This window comes from Sorangium sp. So ce295, from assembly GCF_051527405.1.
GTDB lineage: Bacteria > Myxococcota_A > Polyangia > Polyangiales > Polyangiaceae > Sorangium > Sorangium cellulosum_B.
This window is the reverse complement of the sequence record NZ_CP150324.1, coordinates 12110654-12135016: the sequence shown is the minus strand read 5'-3', so window position 1 is coordinate 12135016 and position 24363 is coordinate 12110654. Positions and strand designations below refer to the sequence as shown.

The window sequence follows — 24363 nt, the reverse complement described above, 5'->3', positions numbered from 1 at the left end:
GTTCTCGCGGCGGAGAGGGCGGGATTCGAACCCGCGGATCAGTTTCCCGATCGCACGCTTAGCAAGCGTGTGCCTTCAGCCACTCGGCCACCTCTCCTGGTACCCAGGATGGTCCACCCGCCCCGTGCTCAGCGCAGGAGCAGCGCGGACCTCGATGCATGACGATAGAAAGAACGCTGGCTCGTCCGACGCTCATCGCGGCGGCGAGGGAGCGGCAACATACCAAAGAGGTTGTCGCCGTGCACAAAAGATCGTGCAGGGGGATGCCGGCGGCGACGGATTCCGAGGGGGCGGGACGGACGGCGCGGAAAGCGGGCCGCCAGGCTCGACCCTGGGCGCTCGGATCGGCCGATCACCGTCGAACGGACGAGGAGCGCTGGAGGCGCCGGGCCAGCTCCGGTCGCCAGGGGCGCGCGCCCGTCATCACGGCACCACGTAGGCGAGGGCGAGCAACACGGCGCCGAGCGCCGCGCAGACCCCCCACGCGCGGGCCGCGCTGCGGGCCAGGAAGGTGAAGCACATCGCCGCGAGCCAGAGCGGAACCACGAGCGAAAAGCCGAGCGCGGACCGCGTGCCCTCCGCGAGCGGCGCGAATCGCGCCAGACACACGCTCGCCAGGACGGCGAGCGGCAGGGTGCCGACGAGCGCCGCGAGCACGCGCAGCGCGGCGTCGAGCCGGGCGAGACGTTGGCTAGCCATGGCGCGCTCCGAGGAGGAAGAGCGCGGCGATGGCCGGCGGACACAGGAGGGCGAGGCCCCAGACGGCGCGCGGCCAGACCGGCGCGAGCAGGACGAACGCGCTCGCGGCGCAGAGGAGCGCCGCGAAGGGGACGAGGAGCGCCGCTGCGCCGGCCTCGGCTCGGCTCCACATCCACACCGACAGCGAGAAGATGACGATGGAGAGGGCCCGGGCCGAGGCGCGCCACGCGCGCATCGCGCGCAGCCGCGCCGCGAGGCCGAACGGCAGGCGCTCCGGCCGCGCCCCGTGGAGCAGCGCGAAGGCGAGATACGCCGAGAGGACCGACGCGGTCTCAACCATGGGACGCCGTCTGCCGCCTGGCCACGAGCCCTGCCCCGCCGTGGGCCAACGAAGGCTGCGGCGCGCGGCGCGTCGCCAGGAGCCGCGCCTCGGGTCGCGAGGTCGCCCGGCGAAGCACCCAGGCCGACGCGCAGAGCGCCGCGGCCGCCAGCAGGAGCGCGACGTCGACGGCGACGACCGCTCCGAGCTTCGGCCCCGCGCCGAAGAGCCCCGCCCCCGACCAGCGCGCCGCGAGCGCGGGGACCGGCAGCAGCAGGAGCCCCGCGAGCCCGAGCTGCCGCGACCAGAGGCGCCCGCCGTCACGCGCGGCGAGGGCCCAGGCGATGCAGAGCACGAGCACCCCCAGGAACGTCAGCTCCTCGGCCGTCGCGCGCGCGCCCCAGTCGAGCGGGAACGCCCGGCTCACCAGGAAGAGCGCCGCGATCGCGACGACGGTCCCGGCGCCGAAGCCCACGGTGAGCCGCGCGAGGAGGCGGTTGCCGAGGCCCTCTTGCCGCGCCTCCCGTCGAGCGAGCCAGATCCAGTTGCCGGTGAGGATCGTCGCGCACGTCGCCAGGGCGAGCGCGAAGAACAGGATGCGAAGCGTGATACCGCCGAAATTGGCGAAATGGAGGCCGTAGATCCAGCGAAATGCGTCGCTGCGCGCGCCCTCGGCGCCCGGCGCGTCGAGCGAGAGGACCGCGCCGTCGGTCGCCCGCAGGCGCAGGGTGCCGCGCGCGAACGGGACGCCTTCGATCGTACCGCGGATATCGATGGTCCCGCTGTCGAGGCCGAGGTGCCGGATACGCAACCTCTCGGGCACGAGCCGGGGCTCCGCGGCGCGCGCGCGGGCCATGAGCTCGTCGAGCGTCAGGCCGCGAGCGGGCGCTCCCTTCTCCGGCTCGTCGGCGAACGACGCTCCCCACGCCAGGAGGTCCGCCCGCGCGGCGTTTCCTCCGAGCACGGGCCCCGTGAACACCGGCACGAGCACCCCCAGGAAGACGAAGAACGCGCCCGTGTAAGCGTACAGGAGCTGGAATGGCAAGCCGATCACGCCAAGCACCTTGTGCATGTCCGACCACAGGACACGGCGCGTCTTGTCCGGCCGGAACTGATGAAACTGCCGGACGATGTCCTTCAGGTGGATGAGCACGCCGGTCGCCAGCGCGAGCAGGAGCGCGACGCACAGGAGACCGGCGAGATAGAACAGCCACTCGCCCGTCGCCCGGTGCCAGAGGTAGTGCAGGTCGTAGAGGAAGTCGGACAGCCGCTCTCGCTCGGGCACGAGCCCCTCGTCGATCCACGACGAGACCGCCTCGCCCTGCGCGTAGTAGAGGAGCCGCGCGGCGCCCAGCCCGCCTTGCGGCAGGTCGACCCAGAGCTCCCCCGGCGTCGTCCCGGCGGCGGCGAGCCCCTGATCGAGCGTGGCCTGGAGCCCTGCCTGCTCGACGGAGGAGCGCTGCTGGGTCAGGGGCTCCTCCCACACCGCGAGCTGCCTGCGGAAGAGCGTGATCCCCCCCGACAGGAACATCACGTAGAGCAAGAGTCCACCGATCACGCCGGTCCAGGCATGCACGTCCCAGAAGGTCGTGAAGGCATGGCGGGAGAGCTTCTTGGCCATCGCGAGTCACCCTGTCCCGTCGCGCGGAGCCCCGCGCGAGCTCATCTCACCTTCGCCAACCCGTGCAGGTACCCCGGCGTCTTCAGGCCGAGCTTCGGGCCGCCCTCGGCCGTGAGCTCGATCAGCGTGCTGTCCATGGAGTCGCTCCCCTCATCGATCGTGAAGACCCGGCCGTCGACCTCGAAGAAGGAGACGTTCGCGGGCGAGGGGGCCAGCTCCCCGATCGGCGCCGCCTCGTTCGCCGCGGTGTCCCACCGCCACCAGTGCCACGCCGGCTGGCCCGTGACCTCGAACGTCTTGGTCTCCGCTTCGATCGTGGCGAGGCTCGCTTCGAACACCCGGAGGAAGAGGCTGTCCCCGCCCGCAGGGATGGGATCGCCCACGAGCGCGCCGTCCGCCAGCTCGCTCAGGAGCAGGTGGAATTCGGGGTCGAAGGCGTCCGCGTCTTTCAGGACGCGCAGCGCGCAGGGCGCGGTCTCCAGCCGATCGAGCCGATAGGCCGCTGCCCCGAGCGCCGAGCTCACGAAGTAGGCGTCCCCGGAGGCCGTCTCGACGGACTGCGAGATCCCGCCGCACCGATCGTCGACGTCGAACCGCGCGACGGTGTCCGTCTCGGTGTCGATCGCGACGAGCCCGGTCTCCGGGAGGATGGTGTCGGTCGTGTTCCAGTCGAACCACCCCACCGAGAAGAGGAGCGTCTTGCCGCGCAGGACAGACCCGTATCCGTACAGCGCCAGGTAGCCCTCGCGGTGCGTGTCCGGCAGCGGGATCGTCCCTTCCACCTCCATCGTCGCGGGGTTCCACACGACGATCTGCTCGCCCGCGCGATCCGGATGGTAGACCTTCGTCGGAGAGATGACGTAATTCGTGGGCCAGAGGCTCTCCACGCCGAACGGCTGGAGGCTGATCGCGTCTCCCTTGACGAGCTTGTTGGAATCATCGAGCGTGTAACGCGAGATCGTCGGCGACTCGGCGCCACCGACGCCGAACCAGCCCGTTCCCTCGAACGCGAACAGCCTCGCCGCCCCGGTGATCTCGAGCGCCTGGGTCGGGTCGACCGCCGTGGCGGCGTCGAGCGACGACACCACGTGATAGTAAGAGTTGGTGGCGGTGTCGTCCCAGATGCGCGTGGCGACGATGAACGCGTCGCCGCCGTCATCGCCGCCCTGGCCGCCGCCGCCCTGGCCGCCGCTGCTGCTCTGATCGACGGGGTTCGACGTCTCGTCGTCGCCGCAGCCGCTACCGGACACGCCGGTCAAGAGCACGAGCGCGAAGGCCGTGGCGCTCGCGCGATTCGATGGCCGCCGCTTTCGCTGAATCACTCTCATCCACTCTTTCTCCTGTCATGCGAGCGCGACGGTTCGCCTCGACATCGTCGTCACATCTCCAGCGTCGCCTTGGAGGAGAGCGTCCGCCCGGGCCGCTGGACACCGTAAAAATCGGAGGCCCACGCGTCGGTCAGGTTGTGAGCCTCGATGGTGAAGCTCACCACGCGCGGCGCGTCGCGCACGACGTAGGTCAGCGCGAGCGAGTGCAGGAGCTGCGAAGGCACCTTGGCCTTGGACTCGAGCAGCCCGACGTTCGGCCAGCCGACGTAGAACTCGTGCACATAGCGCGTGTCCCAGGTGAGCGAGATCGTGTCGCGCGGCGCGAAGAGCCGCTGGAGCTGCACGCGCGCCGAGCCGTTGGCGACGAGCCACGGCCGGTTCGGCATCCGCTCGCCCTCGGAGCCGACGAAGTTCCCCTCGTCGGACGTCTTGCGAAAATCTTCATAGGTGATGTTGCCGTCGAGGGCGATGTGCTCTCCCGGCGACGTCCAGCCGGCGACGGCCTCGAACCCCAGCGACCGGGCCCCCATGACCTGCACGTAGGAGGCCGGCTGAGTGTGGTTGTCCAGCGTGATGAGCCGGTCGATCGCGCGGAGAAAGCCGTTCGCGTCGAGGCGCCACGCGCCCGAAGGCGTGTCGCGCGCGTCGATCGTGAAGCCGAGGTTTCCATTGTGGCTCGTCTCGGGCGAGAGACCGAGCTTGGCGACGATCATCGCCCCGTCGCCGAACACCTCGTCGGGCCGCGGGAGCCGCGTCGCCCACTCGTAGGACGCCTTGGCATAGAGCCGCTCGGAGAAGCGATAGCGGAGGCCGTCGCCGACGCCGACGCGGTGGGTGTCGCGATCCCGCCCGCCGAAGCGCTCGTCGAGCCCCGGGAGGCGCTCCTTCGCGCGGAGCAGCTGCACGTAGTCCTTCACGAAGAGGCTGTTCTCCAGGCGATCGTCGAGCAGGTTGAGCTGGTGCTCGACGCCGAACACGCAGGTGAACAGGCTGCGCTCCCCGCTGAGCCGAGCGCGCTCCTGGGGGTTGTCCGGCCTGCGCTCTTCTGCCGTGCGCGAGACGTACGTCGGGGACAAGGAGAGCTGCAATGCGTGCTCCGGGTGCGGCCGGTAGCGGAGGTTCAGGCGGCCGAGACCGCTGTGCTCCCAGAAGACCTGATCCCGGGGGGGCGACTGCTCCTCACCTGGCCTGGTGCGCTTGCGGACGCAGCGTCCGAACCAGTCGTAGATGCAGTCGCTGACGTCGAGGAAGGTGCCGCGCCCGAGCGTGTACCCGACGAGCGCGTCGAGGGCGACGCCGCGGCCGAGCCCTTGCTCGTACTGGAGCGTCGCGCCCGACAAGAGCTCGCCGCGCGTGACCTCGCCATAGGGGACGTCCATATGGCCGGGCTTGTGCTGCCGGTCCTTGTCACCGTCGGTGACGAAGGCGCGCAGGAGCAGCCGCCGCGCCCAGGGCCGGTTCACGAAGCCGAGCTCGGCGCTCCCGCCCGCGGCTCGGTAGGCGTCGTGGAAGCGATAGACGCGGGTGGGCTGCAGGCGCCCGGTGCTCGCGTCCGGCACCAGGACGTCCACCGGGTAGTCGTTCTTCGCATGGTCGAAGAAGCCGCTCACGCGGGTGAAGAAGCCGCTCGGCTCGTGCAGGTGCCGCCCCGAGAGCGTGAGCCGGTGGGTGTCGTAAGAGCCGATCTCGTAGGACGCCGCGCCATGGGTGCCGCGGACGTCGCGATCCGTGACCAGGTTGACGGCCCCGCCCAGCGCGTCGGCGCCGAAGCGCACAGGGACCACGCCGCGGTAGATCTCGACGCGCTCGACCAGGTTCACGGGCACGTTCGTGACGCCGAACGGGTACCCCGCGAGATCGAGCGGCACGCCGTCGAGGAAGAAGCGGATCTGATCCTCCGTGAGGCCGTTCAGCGAGAACCGCGCCCACGACCCGAGCCCCGCGCTCCGCCGCACGCTGATGCCCGCGGTGCGGGCGAGCACCTCGCCCATGTCGGCCGTCCTGCGCTGCGCCTCCTCGGTCTCGATGACCGTGACCGCCTGCGCGGATTGCCGGAGGCGCTCGGCCATCGCGGCGCCGCGCACGGTCACCTCGGCGGGCGCCGCGCCGGCCGCCTGGAGGGGCCCCTGGGCCGGCGGGGGCGCGGCCGAGACCGGGGGCGCCGCAGGGACCGGAGGCGCCGCAGGGACCGGCCGCGCCTCGGGGACCCCGGCTCCGCCCGCCGCGACGGGCGGCGGCGCGGCCGGGGGCTCCTCCGCGAACCGGAACTCGTAGCCGTAGAGGATCCGTGAGGCGACCGCGGTGGCGCCACGGCGCGCCGGCGCGAAGCGGAACTGGAGCGCCGCCGCCCGGGCCGCCTCGTCGAGGCCGTGACCCAGCGAGGCCGTGACCTCGGCCTCGGTCACGCGACCTTCCGCGTCGATGAGGAGCCTCAGCACGACCGTGCCCTCCCGTCGTGCCGCCCGCGCCTCCGCCGGAACCTCGGCTTCGACGCGCTCGAGGAGCCGCGGCGGCTCGACGGCAGGGACCCCGGCGGCCGGGGGACGCTCGCTGTCCGTCGGGCCGGCAGCAGGCGCGGGCGCGCCGCCCGCGTCACGACCATCCCCCGCGCGCCCCGCCGGCGGGGCGCCGTCCTGCGCGCGCGCCGGCGCCTGCACGCCGAAGAGCAGGAAGGCCAGCACGCCTGCAGTCGGGCCCCGAAGAGCGACAGCCCTTCGCGCCCCAGCACGCACGTTCGACCAGGCGCCCAGCGCGGAACCTGGGCGGCGGGGCACGTGGCTGGCGATCATGTCAGAAAACTCCAGTACCCGAAATGAAAGCAGAAATCAATTTCAGTTCCACCTGCGGGAGGGCCGCGATCCCCGTCCGGCCACGCGGCGCCGTGAGATCGACTCACCGGCCCCACCCTCGTCTCCGCTACCTCGGCCTGAGGCGCAGCGTGCCGAGGGCGTCGCGCTCCACCGCGTCCCGGCGCGTCACCATCGGCACGTGCTCGCCGGCCGCCCACGGCTCGCCGAAGTCCCGGTAGCGCGGCGACAGCGGGTGGCCCGACTGGCCGGTCGAGAGCATGAAGACCGAGCGCTCCGGGTCCCCGAGATCGTAGATCGCCCGGAAACCCGGCCCCGAGCGGCTGACGAACGGTCCATCCTCGTCTCCTATCGAGTAGCCGCCGAGGTTGATCGTGTGGTTGTCGCCCGCGCTCGCCACCTCCACGTCGAACCAGCGCGACAGCACCGGCACGCCGCCCAGCACGGCGTGCTGCGAGCGCGCGGGGTGCGCCGCGCCCCAGGACCACCTTGCCGGGTCGCCGCCATATCGCTCCTCGAGGTAGGCAATGGCCCGCTGGAACGCGCGGCCCGCCGCCTCGTCGCACGACTCGCGCGGCTCGGTCCGGACGTCGTCGCACCAGCGCGCCTGGCCGTCCACGTCCGACAGGACATTGCGCAGGAACGCGAGGCGCTCGCCAAAGGCCGGGCCGAACAGGTCGCCGAGCTCGTCCTCGTAGATCTGCCGGGAGAGCTCGCGCAGCCAGGCCGCGAAGATCAACGGCTCGGCCGCGCCCGCGCGCATCTGCAGATCCCACGCGCGCAGGCGATCGAGGAGCGCGCGTTGCGCCTCGCCGGTCGGGCTGGCGGCGCGGAGCAGCGCGGGGAGCAGCAGCTCGGCCGTGCCGCTCCGAACATCCATCTGGATCGCGGCGAAGCTCTGCACCGAGTGCCGCGCGGTCGCGTCGAGCAGCGCGGTGATCCGCTCCGCGCGGTACGGGTGATCCCACTCGGAGGTGATCCAGTGCGGATAGCCGGGCGGCGTCACCTTGTGGTTGGCGGTCACGATGCGTCCGGACGCGGGGCTCCGCGACCGCGGCAGCTCCTCCCACGGGACGAAGCCGGCCCAGTCGTACTGCTCCAGCCACCCTGGCGACGGGACGAGGCCCTTCAGGTCGTTGTCGGCGCGGCGCATCGGGACGCGGCCAGCGGCGATGAAGCCGATCTCTCCGTCGACGTCGGCGAAGGTGATGTTCTGCTGAGGAGAGTGGAAGTCGCGCGTCGCCTCGAGGACCTCGGCGGCGCTCCGGGCCAGCGCGGCCTTCACCGGGAACGAGAACGTGGCGTCGTCGGCTCGCAGCGAGGCCCAGCTCAGCGAGAGCACGTGGCCCTCGGGCACGAGCCGCTTCACCGCCTCGCTCACATCCGAGACGACGGGTCCGTGCCGGCTGACGCGGATCTCGAGCACCTCGTCGGGCTTGCCCTTCACCTTGATCGGCTCCCGGACGGTCGTGAACGGACGCGGCCCGTCCGGCGTGAGGTAATGCGTCGGATCCGAAGGGACGAGCTTCTCGATGAAGAGATCCTGCGTGTCGGACTCGGTGTTGGTGAACGCCCACGCGACCCGGTCGTTGCGCCCGAGCAGCACCGCCGGCAGGCCGGGCAACGTCGCGCCGATGACGTTCAGCGACGGCGCGCTGAGGTGCGCGAAGTACCAGAGCGACGGCGCGGTCAGATCGAGGTGAGGGTCGTTGGCGAGCAGCGGCTTCCCGCTCTCGGTCCGCGCGCCGTCGACCGCCCAGTTGTTCGAGCCGGCGGCGCGATCTCCCCGGAGCGGCACCGCGGCAAGGAGCGCCCCGACGGCCGGCCCGAGCGCGCCGTGGAGCGCCGGCAGCGCCGGCACGAGGACAGGCGCGTCGCCGGGGTACGGCGCGAGCAGCTCCGCGACCTGCCGCGGCGTGAGCGCGCCGCCGAGGCGCACCCGGAGCAGCTCTCGCTCCCAGTTCGCCGACAGCCCCCACGCCATGACCTTGAGCCACACGAGGGAGTCCGCCGGCGTCCAGCGCGCCGGCTCCACGCCGAAGAGGACGAACTCCGGCGGAAGCGGCCGCCCCTCCTCCAGAAAGGCGTTGACCCCGCGCGCGTAGGCGTCGAGGGCGGCGCGCGCCTCGCGGCCCAGGTGAGCGAGGTTCTCCTCGGCGACGCGGCGGAGACCCAGCGCCCTGAACCATCGATCTTGCCCGAGCGCCTCCGGGCCGAACACCTCGGACAGCGTGCCCGAGCCGACCCGGCGATTGACCTCCATCTGCCACGACCGATCCTGCGCGTGGACGTAGCCGAGGCCGAAATACGCGTCGTCCACGCTCTGCGCATAGATGTGCGGAATCCCATGGCGGTCGCGGACGAGTTCGAGAGGACCCGACACCCCGGAGACGGTGACGTCTCCCGAGACCTCCGGGAGCGACCTGCGAAAGAAGACGAGCCCCGCGACGGCGAGCGCGCCGAGCGCCGCGAGGAGCAACAGCACGATCTTCATGGCGCGCCTCGAGCGACGGGCCGGCGGGCGTGGTGTGACGGCGCACGATGGCGCGGCCGCGGGGACGTCGCCCGGAATGGTCTCAATAGCTCGTAATTGCTCGGAATTTTCCACTTCCAGGGCTCCAGGCAGATCCTCGTTCGCCAGTTGACAAGGGCGCATGACCGGGATAACTGCGCAATCTAATTGAAAGTGGTTCTCACTTTCAACCCGTCCAGGGTGCGATAATGTGCGCCGAGCGCAAGGAGCAGGATCGATGTCGACGACGTGCGTGAAGATGCGGTGGGCCGCGCGGCTTGCGGGCTGGAGTGCAGCGCTCGTGGCGGCGGTGGCCACCGCAGGGTGCGGAGGCGACGACGGTGATAGCCCGAGCGCGACCGGCGGGAGCGTCGGGGAGGACGGCCCGGCCTACGCCATCTCGGCGAAGATCAGGACGCCGGAGTCATCGCTCTCGTACCTGAGCGTCGCGCCGGGCCTCGACGCAGAGACGCAGGTCGAGACGCGCAAGGGCATCGAGGTGCAGACCTCCTTTCCGCACGTGCACGGCGGCGCGCTCTACGTGCCCGGAGGCAACGGCTCACCCACCATCACGCGCTACACGCTCGACGGCGGGAAGCTCGCGCGCGGGGAGACGCTCAGCTTCGCGGCGCTGGGGCTCCGCGGTGTGGATGGTTACAACATCACGATCGTGAGCGACACGAAGGCGTATGTCTTCGACGCGCCGGGCCTCCGCGCCATCGCGTGGGATCCGTCGGCGATGACCCTGCCCGGCGTCGAGATCGATCTCTCGGGCCTCGAGCGCGAGGGGTACTCGGCAGAGGTCATCGGCGCGCCGTTCGCGGCGCGCCGGCGGGGCGATCGCCTCCTGCTGCCGGTGGGCTGGTGGGACCAGGACTATGCGCCGCTGGAGGCCGCCGGACTCCTGGTCGTCGATACGGCCAGCGACGAGGTGGTCACGATCGATGAGGACGACCGCTGCGCAGGCGCCTTCACGAGCGTGGAGCTCGCCTCGGGGGACATCTACTTCTTCCAGAGCTGGCTCGCGACGATGAAGCTGCACACGGCGTCGACGCCGAAGCCCTCGTGCGCGCTGCGCATCCGCGCTGGAGCTGACGAGATCGACGCCGACGGGTACCTCGACCTGTCGGCGCTCGCGGGCGGCCGCGCGGCGAACGGCGGTATCCCGGACGGCGGCGAGGGCTTCTATTTCATGGCGTTCCACGAGGAGCGGGTGATGAGCACGGACCCGAAGGAGCTCCAGAACGCGTCGCTCGAGAGCAACTGGCATTACTGGCACTTCGACCCGGAGGCCGGGGAGGCGCGCGAGGTGACCACGCTGCCGTGGATAGTGGCGGGAGAGTGGTATTTCCAGCTCGAGGACGGGCGCGTGTTCCACCCGGCCAACGTGCAGGACAAGGCGACGGGCGCCTCCACGACGACGCTCATGGAGATGACGGGCGGGAGCGATCCGGTCCCGACGATCAGCGTCGAGGGCATGGTGGAGTTGATGGCGCGCATGCGCTAAGAGGGCCGAGCAGAACCGGACCTGGCCGGGCGGCCAGGAGCGGATGCAGCGCCAGGCGTGACGAGGCGCCCTGCTGACGTGGGGCGACGCAGAGCAACGACGCGATGCGCCTCCTCTCGGCCGCCTGGCGACGGGAGGTTTTGAGCGGCGCTCTTCGCTGGCGGCGGAGGGCAGCGCGCCGCGCCAGGGCCCGGAAGCGCGGGCCGAGGGCGCGGACAGGCACCGCCCGGACGAGCATGGACATGAAGAGAGCACGCAAGGACTGGAGTACGCTCGGAGGGGCGCTGCTGTTCGCCGTCACCCCCGCTGCCTTCGCGCAGGAGGCCCCCGCGCCGACGGCTGAGGGGCAGGCCGAGGCGCCCGTGGCCGAGGCGCAAGCCGCGCCCGTGGCCGACGCGCAAGCCGCGCCCGCGATCGAGGTCATGGTCAAGGGCGACTCCGAGGCGGATCGCCTGCGCCAGTCGGCGGAGCCCGTCGAGGCGTTCGGCACCGATCGCGCGCAGCGCGAGAGCGCGGATCTCGGCGAGGTGCTCGGCCGGAAGGCCGGCGTGAGCGCGCGGCGATCCGGTGGGCTCGGCTCGCAGACGCGCTTTTCGTTGAACGGGCTCGTCGACGATCAGATCCGGTTCTTCGTCGATGGAGTCCCGCTCGAGTTCTCCGGGTTCGGCCAGGGGATCGCGAACATCCCCGTGAACCTGGTCGAGCGCGTCGAGATCTACCGTGGCGTGGTCCCGACCCGCTTCGGCGCGGACGCGCTCGGTGGGGTGGTCAACCTGGCGACGGATCAGTCCTACCGCGGCACGCGCGCCGCCGCGTCGTACGAGGTCGGCTCGTTCGATACGTACCGGCTCACCGCGATGGGCAGGCGGCGGATCGAGCCGAGCGGCTTCTTCGTCGGTGCGAGCGGCTTCCTCGACGCGGCGAAGAACGATTACGCGATGGACGCCCCCGTGGCAGACCGGCAGAGCGGCAGGCCCCGGACCGCCCGCGTCCACCGCTTCAACGACGCCTACCGCGCGATCGGCGGGAACCTCGAGCTCGGCTTCGTGGACCAGCCGTGGGCGAAGCGGCTCCTCCTGCGGCTCTTCGCCACGGACTACGCCAAGGAGCTCCAGCACACGCTCGGCAAGGTGGACGCCGATGGGGTGTATCCCTATGGCGAGGTCGAGTACGGCGAGACCGTGGCCGGCGGGACGCTGCGCTACCAGCGGCCCCACTGGCTGATACGAAGGCTGTCGCTCGCGGCGCTCGGGGGATACAGCTTCCGGACCCTGAGGTTCACGGACACCTCACCGTACACGTACGACTGGTTCGGCCGCCGCGTTGCGGAGAGGAAGGACGGCGGCGGAGAGATCGGGGCGTGGAAGAGCGACACGCGGAGCTGGGAGCACCAGATCATCGGTCGGGTGAACGCGAGCTACACGCCGTCGCTCCAGCACACGCTGCGCCTCTCGATGTCGCCGACGTTCGTGGCGCGGACAGGCGAGGAGAGGCGGCGGGTCAACCCGGACTCGATCGATCCGCTGTCGGCCCGGCGCGCGCTGTTCACGCTGGTGAGCGGCCTCGAGCACCAGCTCGACGTGATGGACCGGCGCCTCGAGAACATCGTGTTCGTCAAGGACTACCTCTATCACGCGGCGTCCGAGCTCGCGGGCGACGAGGAGCTCGACCGGACGACGCACGGGGTGGGCTTCGGGGACGCGCTGCGCTTCCGCTTCACGGACTGGCTCTGGGCCAAGGCGTCGTACGAGTACGCGTCGCGGCTCCCGCGGCCCGACGAGATCTTCGGCAACGGGGTGCTCATCCGCCCGAACCTGGAGCTCCGGCCGGACAGGAGCCACAACCTGAACCTGAGCGCGACGGTGGACGCGCGAGACACGCGCGCCGGGGCCTTCCGCGGAGACGTGAGCGGGTTCTTGCGGGACACGGAGCACATGAGCGCGCTGCTCGTGAGCCAGCGGGTCTATACGAGGTACCAGAACATCTCGGCGGTGCGGTCGCTCGGGGTCGAGGCGGCCGCGGGCTGGACGGCGCCGGGGGAGTACATCGCGATCGACGGGAACGTCACCTGGATGGACCTCCGGAACACGTCGGAGCAGGGGGACTTCGCGCTGTTCAAGGGGAGCCGGATGCCGAACCGCCCCTGGCTGTTCGGCAATGCGTCGGTGCGGCTGGAGCTGCCGGACGTGAGCACGGTGAACGACCGGATCGCGCTGACCTGGACGGCTCGTTATGCGCACGAGTTCTACGTCGCATGGGAGGACGCGGGCGACCCGGCGTCGAAGGACAAGGTCGACTCGCAGGTTGTGCACTCGCTCGCGCTGGAATACATGCTTCGCGCGGCTCCCAGCGTGAGCGCGACGCTGGAGGTGCAGAACCTGACGGACGCGCCGGCGTTCGATTTTTTCGGGGTGCCTCGGCCGGGGCGGGCGTTTTACTTCAAGGCGACGGCGGAGCTCTAGGCTCCACCTGGTCGCAGCGACCGCTGCGAGACGATGTCGCCGACCGCGACGAGGATCTGACGATCGCCCTCGAAGGGGCTGCGGGCGTGGGCCGTCGCGAGGTTGTCGAGCAGCGCGATGTCGCCCAGACGCCAGGTGAAACGGACGGCGGTTTGCACCGTCACCTTCAGCACCTCCATGATGGTCTCGTCGGGGATCGGGCTGCCGTCTCCGAAGCAGACGTTGCGCGGCAGATCCTGGGGCGCGAGCACGGCCCTGAGCGCCGCGGCCGTCTTCGCGTCGAGGCAGGAGACGTGGTGCAGCAACACCTGGTTGAAGAAGCTCGGCTCACCCGTGCCCGGATGGCGGATCACCGCCGGGGCGCGCGTCGCGATGCGAAGAGAGCCGTCCTTCTTCCACGTCCACTCGACGCCCTGCGCGCGGCACCGCTGCTCCACCACGGAACGATCGTCGGTGCGGAAGAAATCCTGCCAGCGTACGTCGACGCCCCGGATGAAGTTGCGCACGTAAAGAAGCCCCTTCGACTCGAAGGGCCGCACGAACGCCGGGCCGAGAGCGCGGTACAGGCGACGGCAGTCGACGATGGGCGTCTCACCTCCGGTGAAATCCGCGCGCCCGCAGAAGAAGAGCTGGCGCGTGGGGAGCTCCGGGGTGTGCGCTCCCTCGTTGTGAAACAGGATGGCTCGGTCCTTCGGGTACCAGGTCGCGTCGTAGATGAACTCGGCGCTCTCGCGCTTGACCAGATCGCCATAACGGGGCTCCAGAGCGCTGCAGAGCGCCCGCGCGGCGCGCTCGAACGCCGCCTCGTCAGGGACGCGGAACCCCCTCAGCAGGACGGCGCCGTGCGTCGAGAGCGCGCGGTCCACCTCGGGACGGTGCACCTCCAGCCAGGCGATCAGATCCGTGCCCTCGCGCTCGGGACGCACGAGGAGCGGGAAAGAGAGATCGTCGCCGGGCTGCACGTGCTTGACCGGGCTCAGGGTCCACTCGGGGAGAGATGAGATATCCATAGCGGCGTCGCCCTTTGTCACCGTTCAGGCCACCCGATCCAACGACTCGACGGCGGCGCGGATCGCCGCCGCCATGATCTCCGCGACGCGATCGACCTCCGCCTCCGTGATGATGAGCGGCGGCAGGAGGCGGACGGTGCTGCCGTGACGACCGCCGATCTCGAGGATCAAGCCGCGCTTCAGGCACGCGTGCTGGATGGCCGACGCGAGCTTCGGGTGCGCCGGGCGAGCGCCCCGCTCGTCGGGCCGGCCGGCGCTGTCCACGATCTCCACGCCGAGCATCAGCCCTCGACCGCGGACGTCGCCGATGCAGGGGTGCTGCTTCTGGAGCTTCACCAGGTGGCCCTTCAGCCGGGAGCCCATCGCCTCCGCGTGCAGATCGAGGCGCTCCGAGCGGATGAAGCGCATCGCGGCCGAGCCCGCCGCCATCGCGAGCTGATTGCCCCGGAACGTGCCGGCGTGCGCGCCGGGCTGCCAGCGATCGAGCGACTCGTGATACACCACCACGGAGAGCGGCAGGCTGCCGCCGACCGCCTTGGAGAGCACCAGCACGTCAGGGAGGATGTCCGCGTGCTGGAAAGCAAAGAACTTCCCGGTCCGGCCAAAGCCGGTCTGGACCTCATCGAGGATCAGCGGCACCCCGGCGTCCCGCGTGATCGTCCGGATCTCCCGCAGCCACGACTCCGAGGCAGGGATCACCCCTCCTTCCCCCTGCACCGGCTCCAGGATCAGCCCCGCGGGCGGCAGCACGCCGCTCTCGGGATCCTGGAGCATGTTGCGGATGTAATGAAGGCCGGCCGCCGCGCCCTGCTCGCCGCCGATGCCGAACGGGCACCGGTAGTCGTAGGGATAGGGCAGGAACTGCACCCCCGTCTGCGCGCCGCCGAGCGCCCGCTTCGGGCCGAGGTTCCCCATGAGGCTCAGCGACCCGAGCGACATCCCGTGGTACGCGCCGTGGAACGCGAGCATCGTGCTGCGGCCCGTCGCCGTCCTCACCAGCTTCAGCGCCGCCTCGACAGCGTCCGTGCCCGTGGGGCCGCAGAACTGGATCCTCGCGTGGCGCGCAAACTCCTCGGGGAGCATCGAGAACAGGTCGTCGATGAACTGATCTTTCACCGGCGTCGTGAGATCCAGCGTCTGCATCGGCAGCTCGTCGCGCAGCGCGCGCTGGATCGCCTCGACGATCACCGGGTGGTTGTGGCCGAGCGCCAGCGTGCCGGCGCAGGCCAGGCAGTCGAGGAACACCCGCCCTTCGACGTCCTCGACGTAGATGCCACGGGCGCGCCTCAGCGCGAGCGGGATCCGCCTTGGGTAGCTCCGCGCGTTCGACTCCCGCGCGCTCTGCCTCGCCAGAAGGTCGTTGTCGCCGAACGAGTAGGTCGACGTGAACGTGAGCGGTGTCGCCACGGAGGCAGCACCCTGAGTGGAGCTCGTTTCAATACCGGGACGCATAGAACACCTCGCCAAGCGAAAACTTGACCCCCGCCGAAAACACCTTGTTCAACACGACTGATCGTCAATCGCCCATCGCCGCGAAGACGGACTCTCGCAGGCGCTCGTCGAGAAGAATGCTGTCGTGATCGCCCTCGACGACGACCGAGGACGCGACCGTGAGATTGGAGAGCGCCCCGCCGCGGGCGAGGCGCCGGCCGTCCGCGCCGACCGACGCGCTCGCCCACCACAGGTGAACCGGGAAGACGACCGGGCGCAGCGCGTAGCCCTGCATCAACCTGTGCGTGTTGACGACGTTGAAGAGCTCGCTCTCCTCTGCCCAGTCGAGCCGCTTGCCAGACAGGCCCTGCGCCACGAACCGGCGCGCCATCCACGCGCGCGCGCCCTCGTCCGCGGCGTCGAGCAGCCGGCGCCACTTCCGCCGCAGCGCGGAGGCCTCGATCCATCGGGACATGTCATCGAGCGCCCCCGCGCCGGGCGGCGCCGCGGAAGGCCCGTCCGGCTGCGCTTCCGGCGGCAGGAGGGCCGTCGCGTCGATGAGCCCGAGGAAGCCTATCTCGAGGCCGCGCTCCGCGCACGCGCGCGCGACCTCGATCGCCACCACGCCGCCGAACGAGTGGCCAAGGAGGTTCACGACGCCGCCGCGCAGCGACCGCGTGATCTCGTCGGCGTAATGCTCCGCCATCGACGCGACGGATTCATCGACCCAGTCCTCCATGGTGAAAGCTCTCGCCTGGATCCCGTACACGGGGCGTACCCCGGTGAAGCGCTCGACGAGCGGGCGGTAGCGGATCACGTGGCCTCCCGCGGGATGCACGCAATAGAGGGGGCTCTTCGCGCCGCCGGTGCGCATCGGGACCAGCGTCTCCAGCGGGTCGCGCCTCCCCCGGCGGCCGATCGCCTCCGCGAGCTCGGCGATCGTCTGGTGCTGGAACACGAGCGCGAGCGGCTGCGGCTCGCCCAGGGCGCGGCCGAGCGCCTGCATCATCCGCACCGCGAGCAGCGAGTGGCCGCCCAGCTCGAAGAAGTTGTCGTGGGCGCCCACGCGCTCGACGCGGAGCACCTCGGACCAGATCTGCGCGAGCGTCCGCTCGAGCTCGCTCCGGGGCGCGACGTAGCTCGCGCGCGGCTGGCTCCCGTCGGGCTCGGGCAGCGCCTTGCGATCGACCTTGCCGTTTGGCGTGAGCGGCAGCGCGTCGAGGAACACGTAGAGCGACGGCACCATGTACTCCGGCAGCGCCGCCTTCAGCGCCGCGCGGAGCGGCTCGCTCCCCGAGCGCGCGAGCTCCGGCTGCGCCGGCACCACGTACGCGACGAGGCGCTTTTCCCCGGACGCGTCCTCCCGCGCCATGACGACAGCGTCCTTCACGCCCGGGTGGTCCAGCAGCCGCGCCTCGATCTCCCCGAGCTCGATGCGATACCCGCGGACCTTCACCTGGTGATCGCGCCGGCCGACGACCTCGATCACGCCGTCGGGGCGATACCGCGCCAGGTCGCCCGTGCGATAGAGCCTGTCGCCCGGCTCGGCGCTGAACGGGTTCGGGAGGTACACCTCCGCTGTCTTCGCGGGATCCGCGAGGTAGCCGCGGCCGACGCCGACGCCGGCGACGCAGAGCTCGCCGGTCGCCCCCACCGGCACGAGCGCGAGGCGCGCGTCCACGATGTAGAGCTGCGCGCCGTCGACCGGCAGGCCGACAGGGACATGGGTGTCCCGCGCGCCGGGCGGTTCTCGCAGCGTGTGGAGCGAGACGTCGTCCGAGCACTCCGCAGGGCCATAGGCGTTGACGAGCGGGACTCCTGGATAACGAGCCAGCCATCGCTGCGCGACGTCCGGCGGCAGCGCCTCGCCCGTCGACAGCAGCCAGCGCAGGCGGAGCCGCTCCGACGGCGGAAAACCGCCGCCCGCGAGCGCGCTCCCGAGCAGGCTCGGGACGACCTCGAGCACCGTGATCCCGCGCGCCGCGACGTGCTCGAACAGGGCGGCGGGGTCGTGCGCGATCGCGTCCGGCACGATGTCCACCACCGCGCCGCAGAGCGGGGCGGTCAGGAGCTGCCATACGGAGATGTCGAAGCACTGGGATGCGGTCTGGGCGATGACGTCGCTGTCGGTGAGACCGAGATAGGGAATCTTGCTACGCTGGTTGTTGAGCATCCCGCGCTGCTCGACCATCGCGCCCTTGGGCGCCCCCGTCGACCCCGAGGTGGTGATGACGTACGCGAGGTTGCGCGGCCCGCTGTGGATCCCGAGATCCTGCTCGGAGAACGGGCCACGCGAGATCGCGTCGAGCCCGAGCATCCTCGGGCGATCCGCGCCGGGGAGGAGGGCGAGCGCCTGCTCCAGCGCCGGCCGTAACGCCTCGGCGACGAGGACGGCGCGCGGCCGGGCGAGCCACACGATGTCCGCGAGCCGCTGCGCCGGATGGCGCGGATCGAGCGGGATGTACGCGGCGCCGGCCTTGAAGACGCCGAGCACCATGCCCAGGAGATCGAGCCCGCGCTCGTCGAGCACCGCGACCACGTCGTCCAGCCCCACGCCCGCCTCGACCAGCGCGCGGCCGATGCGGTTGGCGCGCGCGTTCAGCTCGGCGTAGCTCCACGCCGCGTCGCCGCACCGCGCCGCCACCCGCCCGGGAGAGGCCTTCACCATTCGCTCGAAGAGCGCCGCGTAGCTCGAAGGAGGCGGGATATTCGCCTCTGTCCGCTGGATGCCGAGGAGCATGCGTCGCTCGGACTCGCACAGCATCGCGATGTCCCCCACCCGCTTGTCGGCGCCATCGATGAGCCCCTCCAGCGCCACCCGGAGGTGCCGCAGGAGCACCTCCATCTCCTCCTTCCGAAAGATCTCGCTGTTGTAGGAGAAGTGCAGGCCGAAGCGCTGGTAGGGATAGAGGGTCACCGTGATGGGGTAGTTGGTATGGGTGCGGTTCTCGATGCCCTCTGCGCCCAGATCCGCCGCTTGCGTGACCACGTCCGCGTCGACCGGCGCGTTCTCGAACACGAAGAGGCTGTGGAAGAGCGAGGCCCCGCGCACCTCGCTGCAAAGGCGGATGTCCGTGAGCGGCAGGTGCTCGTGCTGCCGGATCTGCGCATTCTTGTCGAACACCACACGGAGCCAGTCCGATACCCGCTCCTCCGCGTTCACGCGGACCCGGAGCGGGATGCTCTGGATGAAGAGGCCCACGATCGACTCGGCGCCCTGGATCTCCACCGGGCGCCCCGCCACGGTCACGCCGAACACGGCTTCGTCGAGGCCCGCGTGGCGGGAGAGCACGAGCGCCCACGCCGCCTGGACGACGGTGTTCGGTGTGACGCCGACGTGCTTCGCGATCGCATGGAGTCGCGCCGTGGTGTCCTCGTCGAGGGAGTCGTAGCACTCCGCGACCCGGTCGTTTGCGACGCCGTCCTTGTCCGACAGGGCGACGAACCCGAGCGGCGTCGGGTGCTCGAACCCCTTGAGCTCCTGCCTCCAGAACGCCCGCGCCGCGTCCGCGTCCTGCCGGAGCAGCCACTCGACATAGGCCTTGTACGGCGGCAGGCGCGGCAGGTCGGGCTCCCGCCCGTCCACCAGCGCGCGATAATACGCGAGGAAATCCCGCATCACGAGCGAGCTGCACCAGGCGTCCATCAGGATGTGATGGTAGCTGCTCACGAACCAGCTCTCGTCGTCGCGGAGCCGGATGAGCCGGGTCTTGAACGACCTCGGCTTCGACAGGTCGAACCCGGCCCGGAGCTCTTCCTGAAGGAGCCTGTCGAGCGCCGCCCTCTGCGCCTCCTCGTCGAGCCCTCGAAAGTCCAGGTGCTCGCACACCGGGCCCTCGTCCCGATAGACGACCTGGATCGCCCCGGCCTCCTCGGTGAGGAAGAACGCCGTCCGGAGGACCGGGTGCCGCGCGGCGATGCGATTCCACGCCTCGCTGAACGCACGCAGATGAACCGGCTTGCTCACGCGGTAGAGGTGCTGCAGATGATAGATGCCCGTGCCGGCCCCGAGCATCGAGTGGAGCATCAGCCCCTGCTGCATCGGGGTCATGGGATAGATGTCCTCGACGCTCCCATAGTCGAGGCCGAGCGCGTCGAGCGCGGCCTGCGACGCGCGCACGAGCGGGAAGTCGGAGGGCGTCGCCCCGCCGGCGCCGGGCGAGCAGCAGTGTTCGATGAGGGCGCGGAGGCGCGTGACGTAGAGCTCCGAGAGCCGCGCCATCTCGGCGGCCCCGTGGATCTCGGCGCTGTAGACCAGCTCGACCCTGAGCCGGCCGCCGTGGATCAGGGCGTTCACGTCGAGCCACGCGCGGCGCGCGCTGTCCGGCGCGCGCGACGCGCCGGCCGACTCGCGCGCCACCGCGAACAGGCCGTCTCCCTCGAAGACCTGATCGAACTGGCCCAGGTAATTGAAGGTCACGAGCGGCCGCGCGCCTCGGGCGAGCGCCTCCCCGGCGGGATGGAGATACCGGAGCACGCCGTAGCTGAGTCCCTTGCCCGGCACCTGCCGGAGCTGCTCCTTGATCGCCTTGATCGATCGCCCCATGTCGCGCGGGTCCGGGGCCAGCCGCACCGGGTACAGCGTCGTGAACCACCCCACCGTGCGCGTGACGTCGAGGCTGTCGAAGAGGTCCTCTCGCCCGTGCCCCTCCAGCTCGACGAGCACGCTGTCGCGCTCGGACCACGCGCAGAGCGCCTGGGCGAGCGCGGTCAGCAGCAGATCGCCGATCTGGGTGCGGTACGCCCGCGAGGCGTCGGCCAGGAGCCGCGCCGTCTCCGCCTCGTCGAGCTCGACGTGGACGGTCCGCGCCGTGGCGACCGTGTTTCGCCCGCGCGGGTTCGCCGCCGGGAGCTCCGGCTCCGGCGCCTCGACGGCGCTCCGCCAGCGGGCGAGGTCCTGCTGGATCCCATCGCTGCCCGCGTGATCGCGGAGCGCCCGCGACCACTGCTGGAACGAGCTGCTCCTGGCCGGCAACGCCACCTGCGCGCCCGCCTCGAGCTGGCGATACGCGGTCCGCAGGTCCTCCAGCAGGATGCGCCAGGAGACCCCGTCCACGACGAGGTGGTGGACGGCGAGCAGCAAGCGCCCGTTCTGCCCGCTCCCCAGATCCATGGCCACCGCGCGGAGGAGCGGCCCCTCGGCGAGATCCAGGCTGCGCTGCGCCTCGCCGGCCACACGCTCGATCGCCGCCGCGACGTCCACCTCCGCGCTCAGGTCGACGTGCCGGACGAGGCCCGACGGCGCCCCCTCACCGTACCGCTGCCTCCAGCGGCCGCCCTCTTTTCGGAAACGCATCCTCAGCGCGTCGTGGTGCTGGACGATCGCCTGGAGCGCCCTGTCCAGCAGCGCGACGTCCAGCCGCGCGGTCACCTCGAGGAGGACGGACTGATTCCAGTGATGCGCCGCCGGGAACTCCTGCTCGAAGAACCACCGCTGGATGGGTGTGAGCTCCACGTCGCCCGCCGCGGCCTCGTCCTTCGGCTCCCGCGCGAGGGCGAGCGGCTGAGCGGCGCTCGCCGCCTCCGCGAGCGTCTGGTTCGCGAACATCTGCTTGGGGGTGAGCTTGATGCCCGCCCTCCTCGCCCGCGCGACCACCTGGAGCGTCAGGATCGAGTCCCCTCCCAGCTTGAAGAAGTTGTCGTGGACGCCGATGCGCTCGCGCTTGAGCACCTCGCACCAGATCGCGGCGAGCTTCTTCTCCGTCTCCGTGCGCGGCGCCACGTCCTGCGCGGGTTCTGCCTTTGCCGGCGCCGGCAGCGCCTTGCGGTCGAGCTTGCCGTTCGGCGTCAGCGGGAAGGCGTCCAGAAAGACGTAGTCGCCAGGGACCATGTAATCCGGCAGTCGCTCGCGGAGCCGCGGCTCCAGCGCCGCGCCGTCCCGAGCTCCGTCCTTCCCGATCACGTACGCGACAAGCCGCGCGTTCCCCGCCTGCCCCTCCTGCACAAGCACCTGCGCGTCCGACACCTCGGCCAGCGACAGCAGCGCCGCACGCACCTCGCCCAGCTCGATGCGGTAGCCGCGCACCTTGACCTGCTCGTCCACCCGGCCCAGGAACTCGATGCTCCCGTCCTCAAGGTACTTCGCTCGGTCCCCCGTGCGATACAGCCGCTCCCCCGCCTCGCCGAACGGGTCCGGGATGAACCGGTCCGCGGTCAGATCCGCGCGGCCGAGGTAGCCGCGCGCCACGCCCTGCCCGCCGATATAGACCTCTCCGGGCACGCCGCTCGGCATTGGCTGCAGATCGCTGCCGAGCACGTAGACTCGGCTGTTCGACAGCGGCTTGCCCAGCGGCAGCGTCGCGCTCGCCAAAGGCTGCTCCGGCCGGTGCTCGTGCGTCAACACACCCACCGTCGTCTCGGTCGGGCCATAATGGTTCACAACACGGCAGCTCCCGTGACGCCGGATCTGCTCCAATAGCTCCCACGACGTCGCCTCTCCCCCCAGGATCAGCGTGTGCCGCGGAAGCACCCGCTCCGGATGCGACGACTGAAGCAGCCCCTTCAGGTGGCTCGGCACGATCTTCAGCACGTCCACCCCCTCCGCGTGCATCAGCTCCGCCATCGCGTCCGGATCGAACACCCGCTCGTCCGACAGCAGGTGCAGCGTCCGACCCGAGCACAGCGCTCCAAACAGCACCGTGTTGCCGAGGTCCGCCGCGATCGTCGACACCATCGCAAGGCTCGCCTCCTCGGGCAGCGACAGCCGCGACAGCAGCGCCTCCACGTAGCTCACAACGCCTCGGTGCGTCACCACAACGCCCTTCGGCCGGCCCGTCGAGCCCGACGTGTAGATCACATACGCCGCCTGCTCCGCCCTCACCGGCGCGCTCTTCTCCCCCTCGGCCGGCGCCATCCTCTCCGCCTCGGCCGGCGTGATCACCTCCACGTCCAGCCCGGAGAGCGCCCGTCTCGCGCTCTCCTCGCCCAGCACCACCCGCGCCCCGCTGTCCTGCACCATCTCCCGCAGCCGCGCCTCCGGCTGCTTCGGATCCAGCGGCACGTACGCCGCGCCGCTCTTCAGCACGCCCACGAGCCCCACCAGGAGCCCCGTGCTCCGCGGCAGCCACAGCCCCACCCGCGACTCCGCGCCGACCCCACGGCTCCTCAGGTAGCTCGACAGCCGGTTCGCCCGCCGCTCCAGCTCTCCGTAGCTCAGCGCATCGCGCTCCACCTTCACCGCCACCGCGCTCGGCCTCTGCGCCGCGGCACGCGCGAACAGCTCGTGCACGCCGCCTTGCACGCGGGGAGCCGCCTCGGCGGCGCCGCCTGCGGGGGTGTCCGCCGCGCCCGCGTGAGGCGCCCGCCCGAGCGACGAGAGCGGCGCCTCGGCGTCGCGCAGCAGCTCGGCGGAGAGATCCCGGAAGCGCCGCAGCATCGTCCGGGCGGCCTCGTGGCTCACCCGGTCGCAGTGATAGGAGAGGGCTACCTCGATGCGATCGCCCGGGGCGACCACCAGCGTCAGAGGATAGCTGTTCCGGCCTCGATTGAAGATCACGTCGCCCGAGGCCGACTCCTCCGGCTTGAGGACGGACACCCGCAGCCCGAGATCCGAGAGCCCGTCGAGCACCGTGGCGACCGGGTAGTTCTCGAACACCACGATGGACTCGAAGAGCGGGCTCTCCCGGCCCCGGTCGGCGCCGATCCTCGCCAGGCTCGAGTGCTCGAACTGCCGCAGCTCGCCGCTGTAGGCCTGGATCCGGCGCAGCCATCCGAGCGCCCGCTCCGCGGGGTTGATCTTCACCCGGACCGGGAGGGTGTTGATGAACATCCCCGCCATCCGATCGACACCCCCGATCTCCGGCGGCCGGCCGGAGACCGTCGCGCCGAACACGATATCATCGCTCCCGGTACACGCCTTGACGAGGAGCGCCCACACCCCCTGGAAGTACGTGTTGAGCGTCACCTTCCAGTCGCGGGTCGCCGCGCGCAGCCGCTCGGACTCCTCGCGCTCGAGGACCACGCGTTGCTCGGCGAACCGGGCCGAGCTCTCCTGCCGCGGCCCCGGGCGGCCGGGGAACTCGATCGGCCGATCGTACCCGGCGAGCGCGCTGCGAAAGAACCGCTCGGCGGCGCCGTGATCTCGCTCCTTCAGCCATTTCACGTAGCTGGCGTACGGAGGCGCGATCGAGAGCGGCGAGCGCTCGCCCCTCGAGTCCGCCCGATAGTGCGCGAGCACCTCGCCGAGGACGTTGGCGACGCTCCAGCCGTCCAGGAGGATGTGGTGGAGCTCCCACACGAAGGCGTGCTCCTCCGGGCCGAGCTCGATGAGCGTCAGGCGTAGATCCGCCGACCGGGCGAGGTCGAACCCGCGCGCGCGCTCCTCGCGCAGGAAGGAGGCGAGCCGCGCCGGCGCGTCGTCGGCCGGGGCCGCGCTCCACGCCACCGCGCGGACCACGGGCTGCGTCTCGCGGTAGACGATCTGGACAGGCTCTCTCGTCTTCTGCCACTCCACGTCGCTCCGCAGGGCGTCGTGGCGCGCCGCCACCTGGCCCCACGCGCGCGCGAAGGCCTCCCGGTCGAGGCGCCCTCGCAGGTGAAAGCAGAGCTGGAGGAGGTACGGGTCGCCCCCGGGCGGCGCCTCCAGCGCGTGGAGCAGCATGCCCTGCTGCAAGGGAGTCAGCGGATAGATGGCTTGAACGTTCTTCTTGTTACGCATGGCACGACCTA

The 24363-nt window shown here is 71.0% G+C and carries 11 protein-coding genes and 1 tRNA gene; 2 read left to right on the top strand and 10 right to left on the bottom strand.

All coding sequences use genetic code 11. The features are described from left to right. Nucleotides 1–10: 10 nt before the first annotated feature. From WMF11_RS45885 to WMF11_RS45855, 7 genes are all read right to left on the bottom strand, one after another. Nucleotides 11–97, bottom strand: a tRNA-Ser gene (locus WMF11_RS45885). Nucleotides 98–423: 326 nt separating this feature from the next. After that, nucleotides 424–699: a hypothetical protein gene (locus WMF11_RS45880; RefSeq protein ID WP_437905394.1), complete on the bottom strand. Its 276-nt coding sequence runs from the start codon at nt 697–699 to the stop codon at nt 424–426. Beyond that, nucleotides 692–1039 carry a hypothetical protein gene (locus WMF11_RS45875; protein ID WP_437975246.1) on the bottom strand — a complete coding sequence of 116 codons (348 nt, stop codon included), beginning with the start codon at nt 1037–1039 and terminating at the stop codon, nt 692–694. Before WMF11_RS45875 ends, WMF11_RS45880 begins: the two co-directional genes overlap by 8 nt. Beyond that, nucleotides 1032–2639, bottom strand: a complete 1608-nt coding sequence (locus tag WMF11_RS45870) for a PepSY-associated TM helix domain-containing protein (RefSeq protein WP_437975245.1) — start codon at nt 2637–2639, stop codon at nt 1032–1034. The genes WMF11_RS45875 and WMF11_RS45870 overlap by 8 nt, the downstream gene beginning before the upstream one ends. A 41-nt stretch (nt 2640–2680) precedes the next feature. Next, nucleotides 2681–3967, bottom strand: coding sequence for a hypothetical protein (locus tag WMF11_RS45865; protein ID WP_437975244.1), 1287 nt, complete (start codon nt 3965–3967; stop codon nt 2681–2683). 50 nt (nt 3968–4017) lie between these two features. Beyond that, nucleotides 4018–6648, bottom strand: a complete 2631-nt coding sequence (gene mxcH / locus WMF11_RS45860; RefSeq protein ID WP_437975243.1) for a TonB-dependent siderophore myxochelin receptor MxcH — start codon at nt 6646–6648, stop codon at nt 4018–4020. A gap of 235 nt (nt 6649–6883) precedes the next feature. Further along, a complete protein-coding gene (locus WMF11_RS45855; protein WP_437975242.1) occupies nt 6884–9268 on the bottom strand; it encodes a penicillin acylase family protein in 2385 nt (794 codons plus the stop codon). Nucleotides 9269–9524: 256 nt separating this feature from the next. On the opposite strand from WMF11_RS45855, the gene WMF11_RS45850 reads away from it, so the two are divergent. Together WMF11_RS45850 and mxcH (WMF11_RS45845) are read left to right on the top strand one after the other, a co-directional pair. Beyond that, nucleotides 9525–10793: a hypothetical protein gene (locus WMF11_RS45850; protein ID WP_437975241.1), complete on the top strand. Its 1269-nt coding sequence runs from the start codon at nt 9525–9527 to the stop codon at nt 10791–10793. Nucleotides 10794–11035: 242 nt separating this feature from the next. Continuing rightward, nucleotides 11036–13255 carry a TonB-dependent siderophore myxochelin receptor MxcH gene (mxcH, locus tag WMF11_RS45845; RefSeq protein WP_437975240.1) on the top strand — a complete coding sequence of 740 codons (2220 nt, stop codon included), beginning with the start codon at nt 11036–11038 and terminating at the stop codon, nt 13253–13255. Here the strand turns inward: mxcH (WMF11_RS45845) and WMF11_RS45840 are convergent. The 3 genes from WMF11_RS45840 to WMF11_RS45830 form a co-directional block, all read right to left on the bottom strand. Then, nucleotides 13252–14265: a TauD/TfdA family dioxygenase gene (locus tag WMF11_RS45840; RefSeq protein ID WP_437975239.1), complete on the bottom strand. Its 1014-nt coding sequence runs from the start codon at nt 14263–14265 to the stop codon at nt 13252–13254. The genes mxcH (WMF11_RS45845) and WMF11_RS45840 overlap by 4 nt on opposite strands. 24 nt (nt 14266–14289) lie before the next feature. Next, the gene (locus WMF11_RS45835; protein WP_437905375.1) at nt 14290–15717 is read right to left on the bottom strand and encodes an aspartate aminotransferase family protein; all 1428 of its coding nucleotides are present in this window, start codon (nt 15715–15717) and stop codon (nt 14290–14292) included. Nucleotides 15718–15781: 64 nt separating this feature from the next. Beyond that, nucleotides 15782–24352: an amino acid adenylation domain-containing protein gene (locus WMF11_RS45830; RefSeq protein WP_437975238.1), complete on the bottom strand. Its 8571-nt coding sequence runs from the start codon at nt 24350–24352 to the stop codon at nt 15782–15784. Nucleotides 24353–24363: the final 11 nt, after the last annotated feature.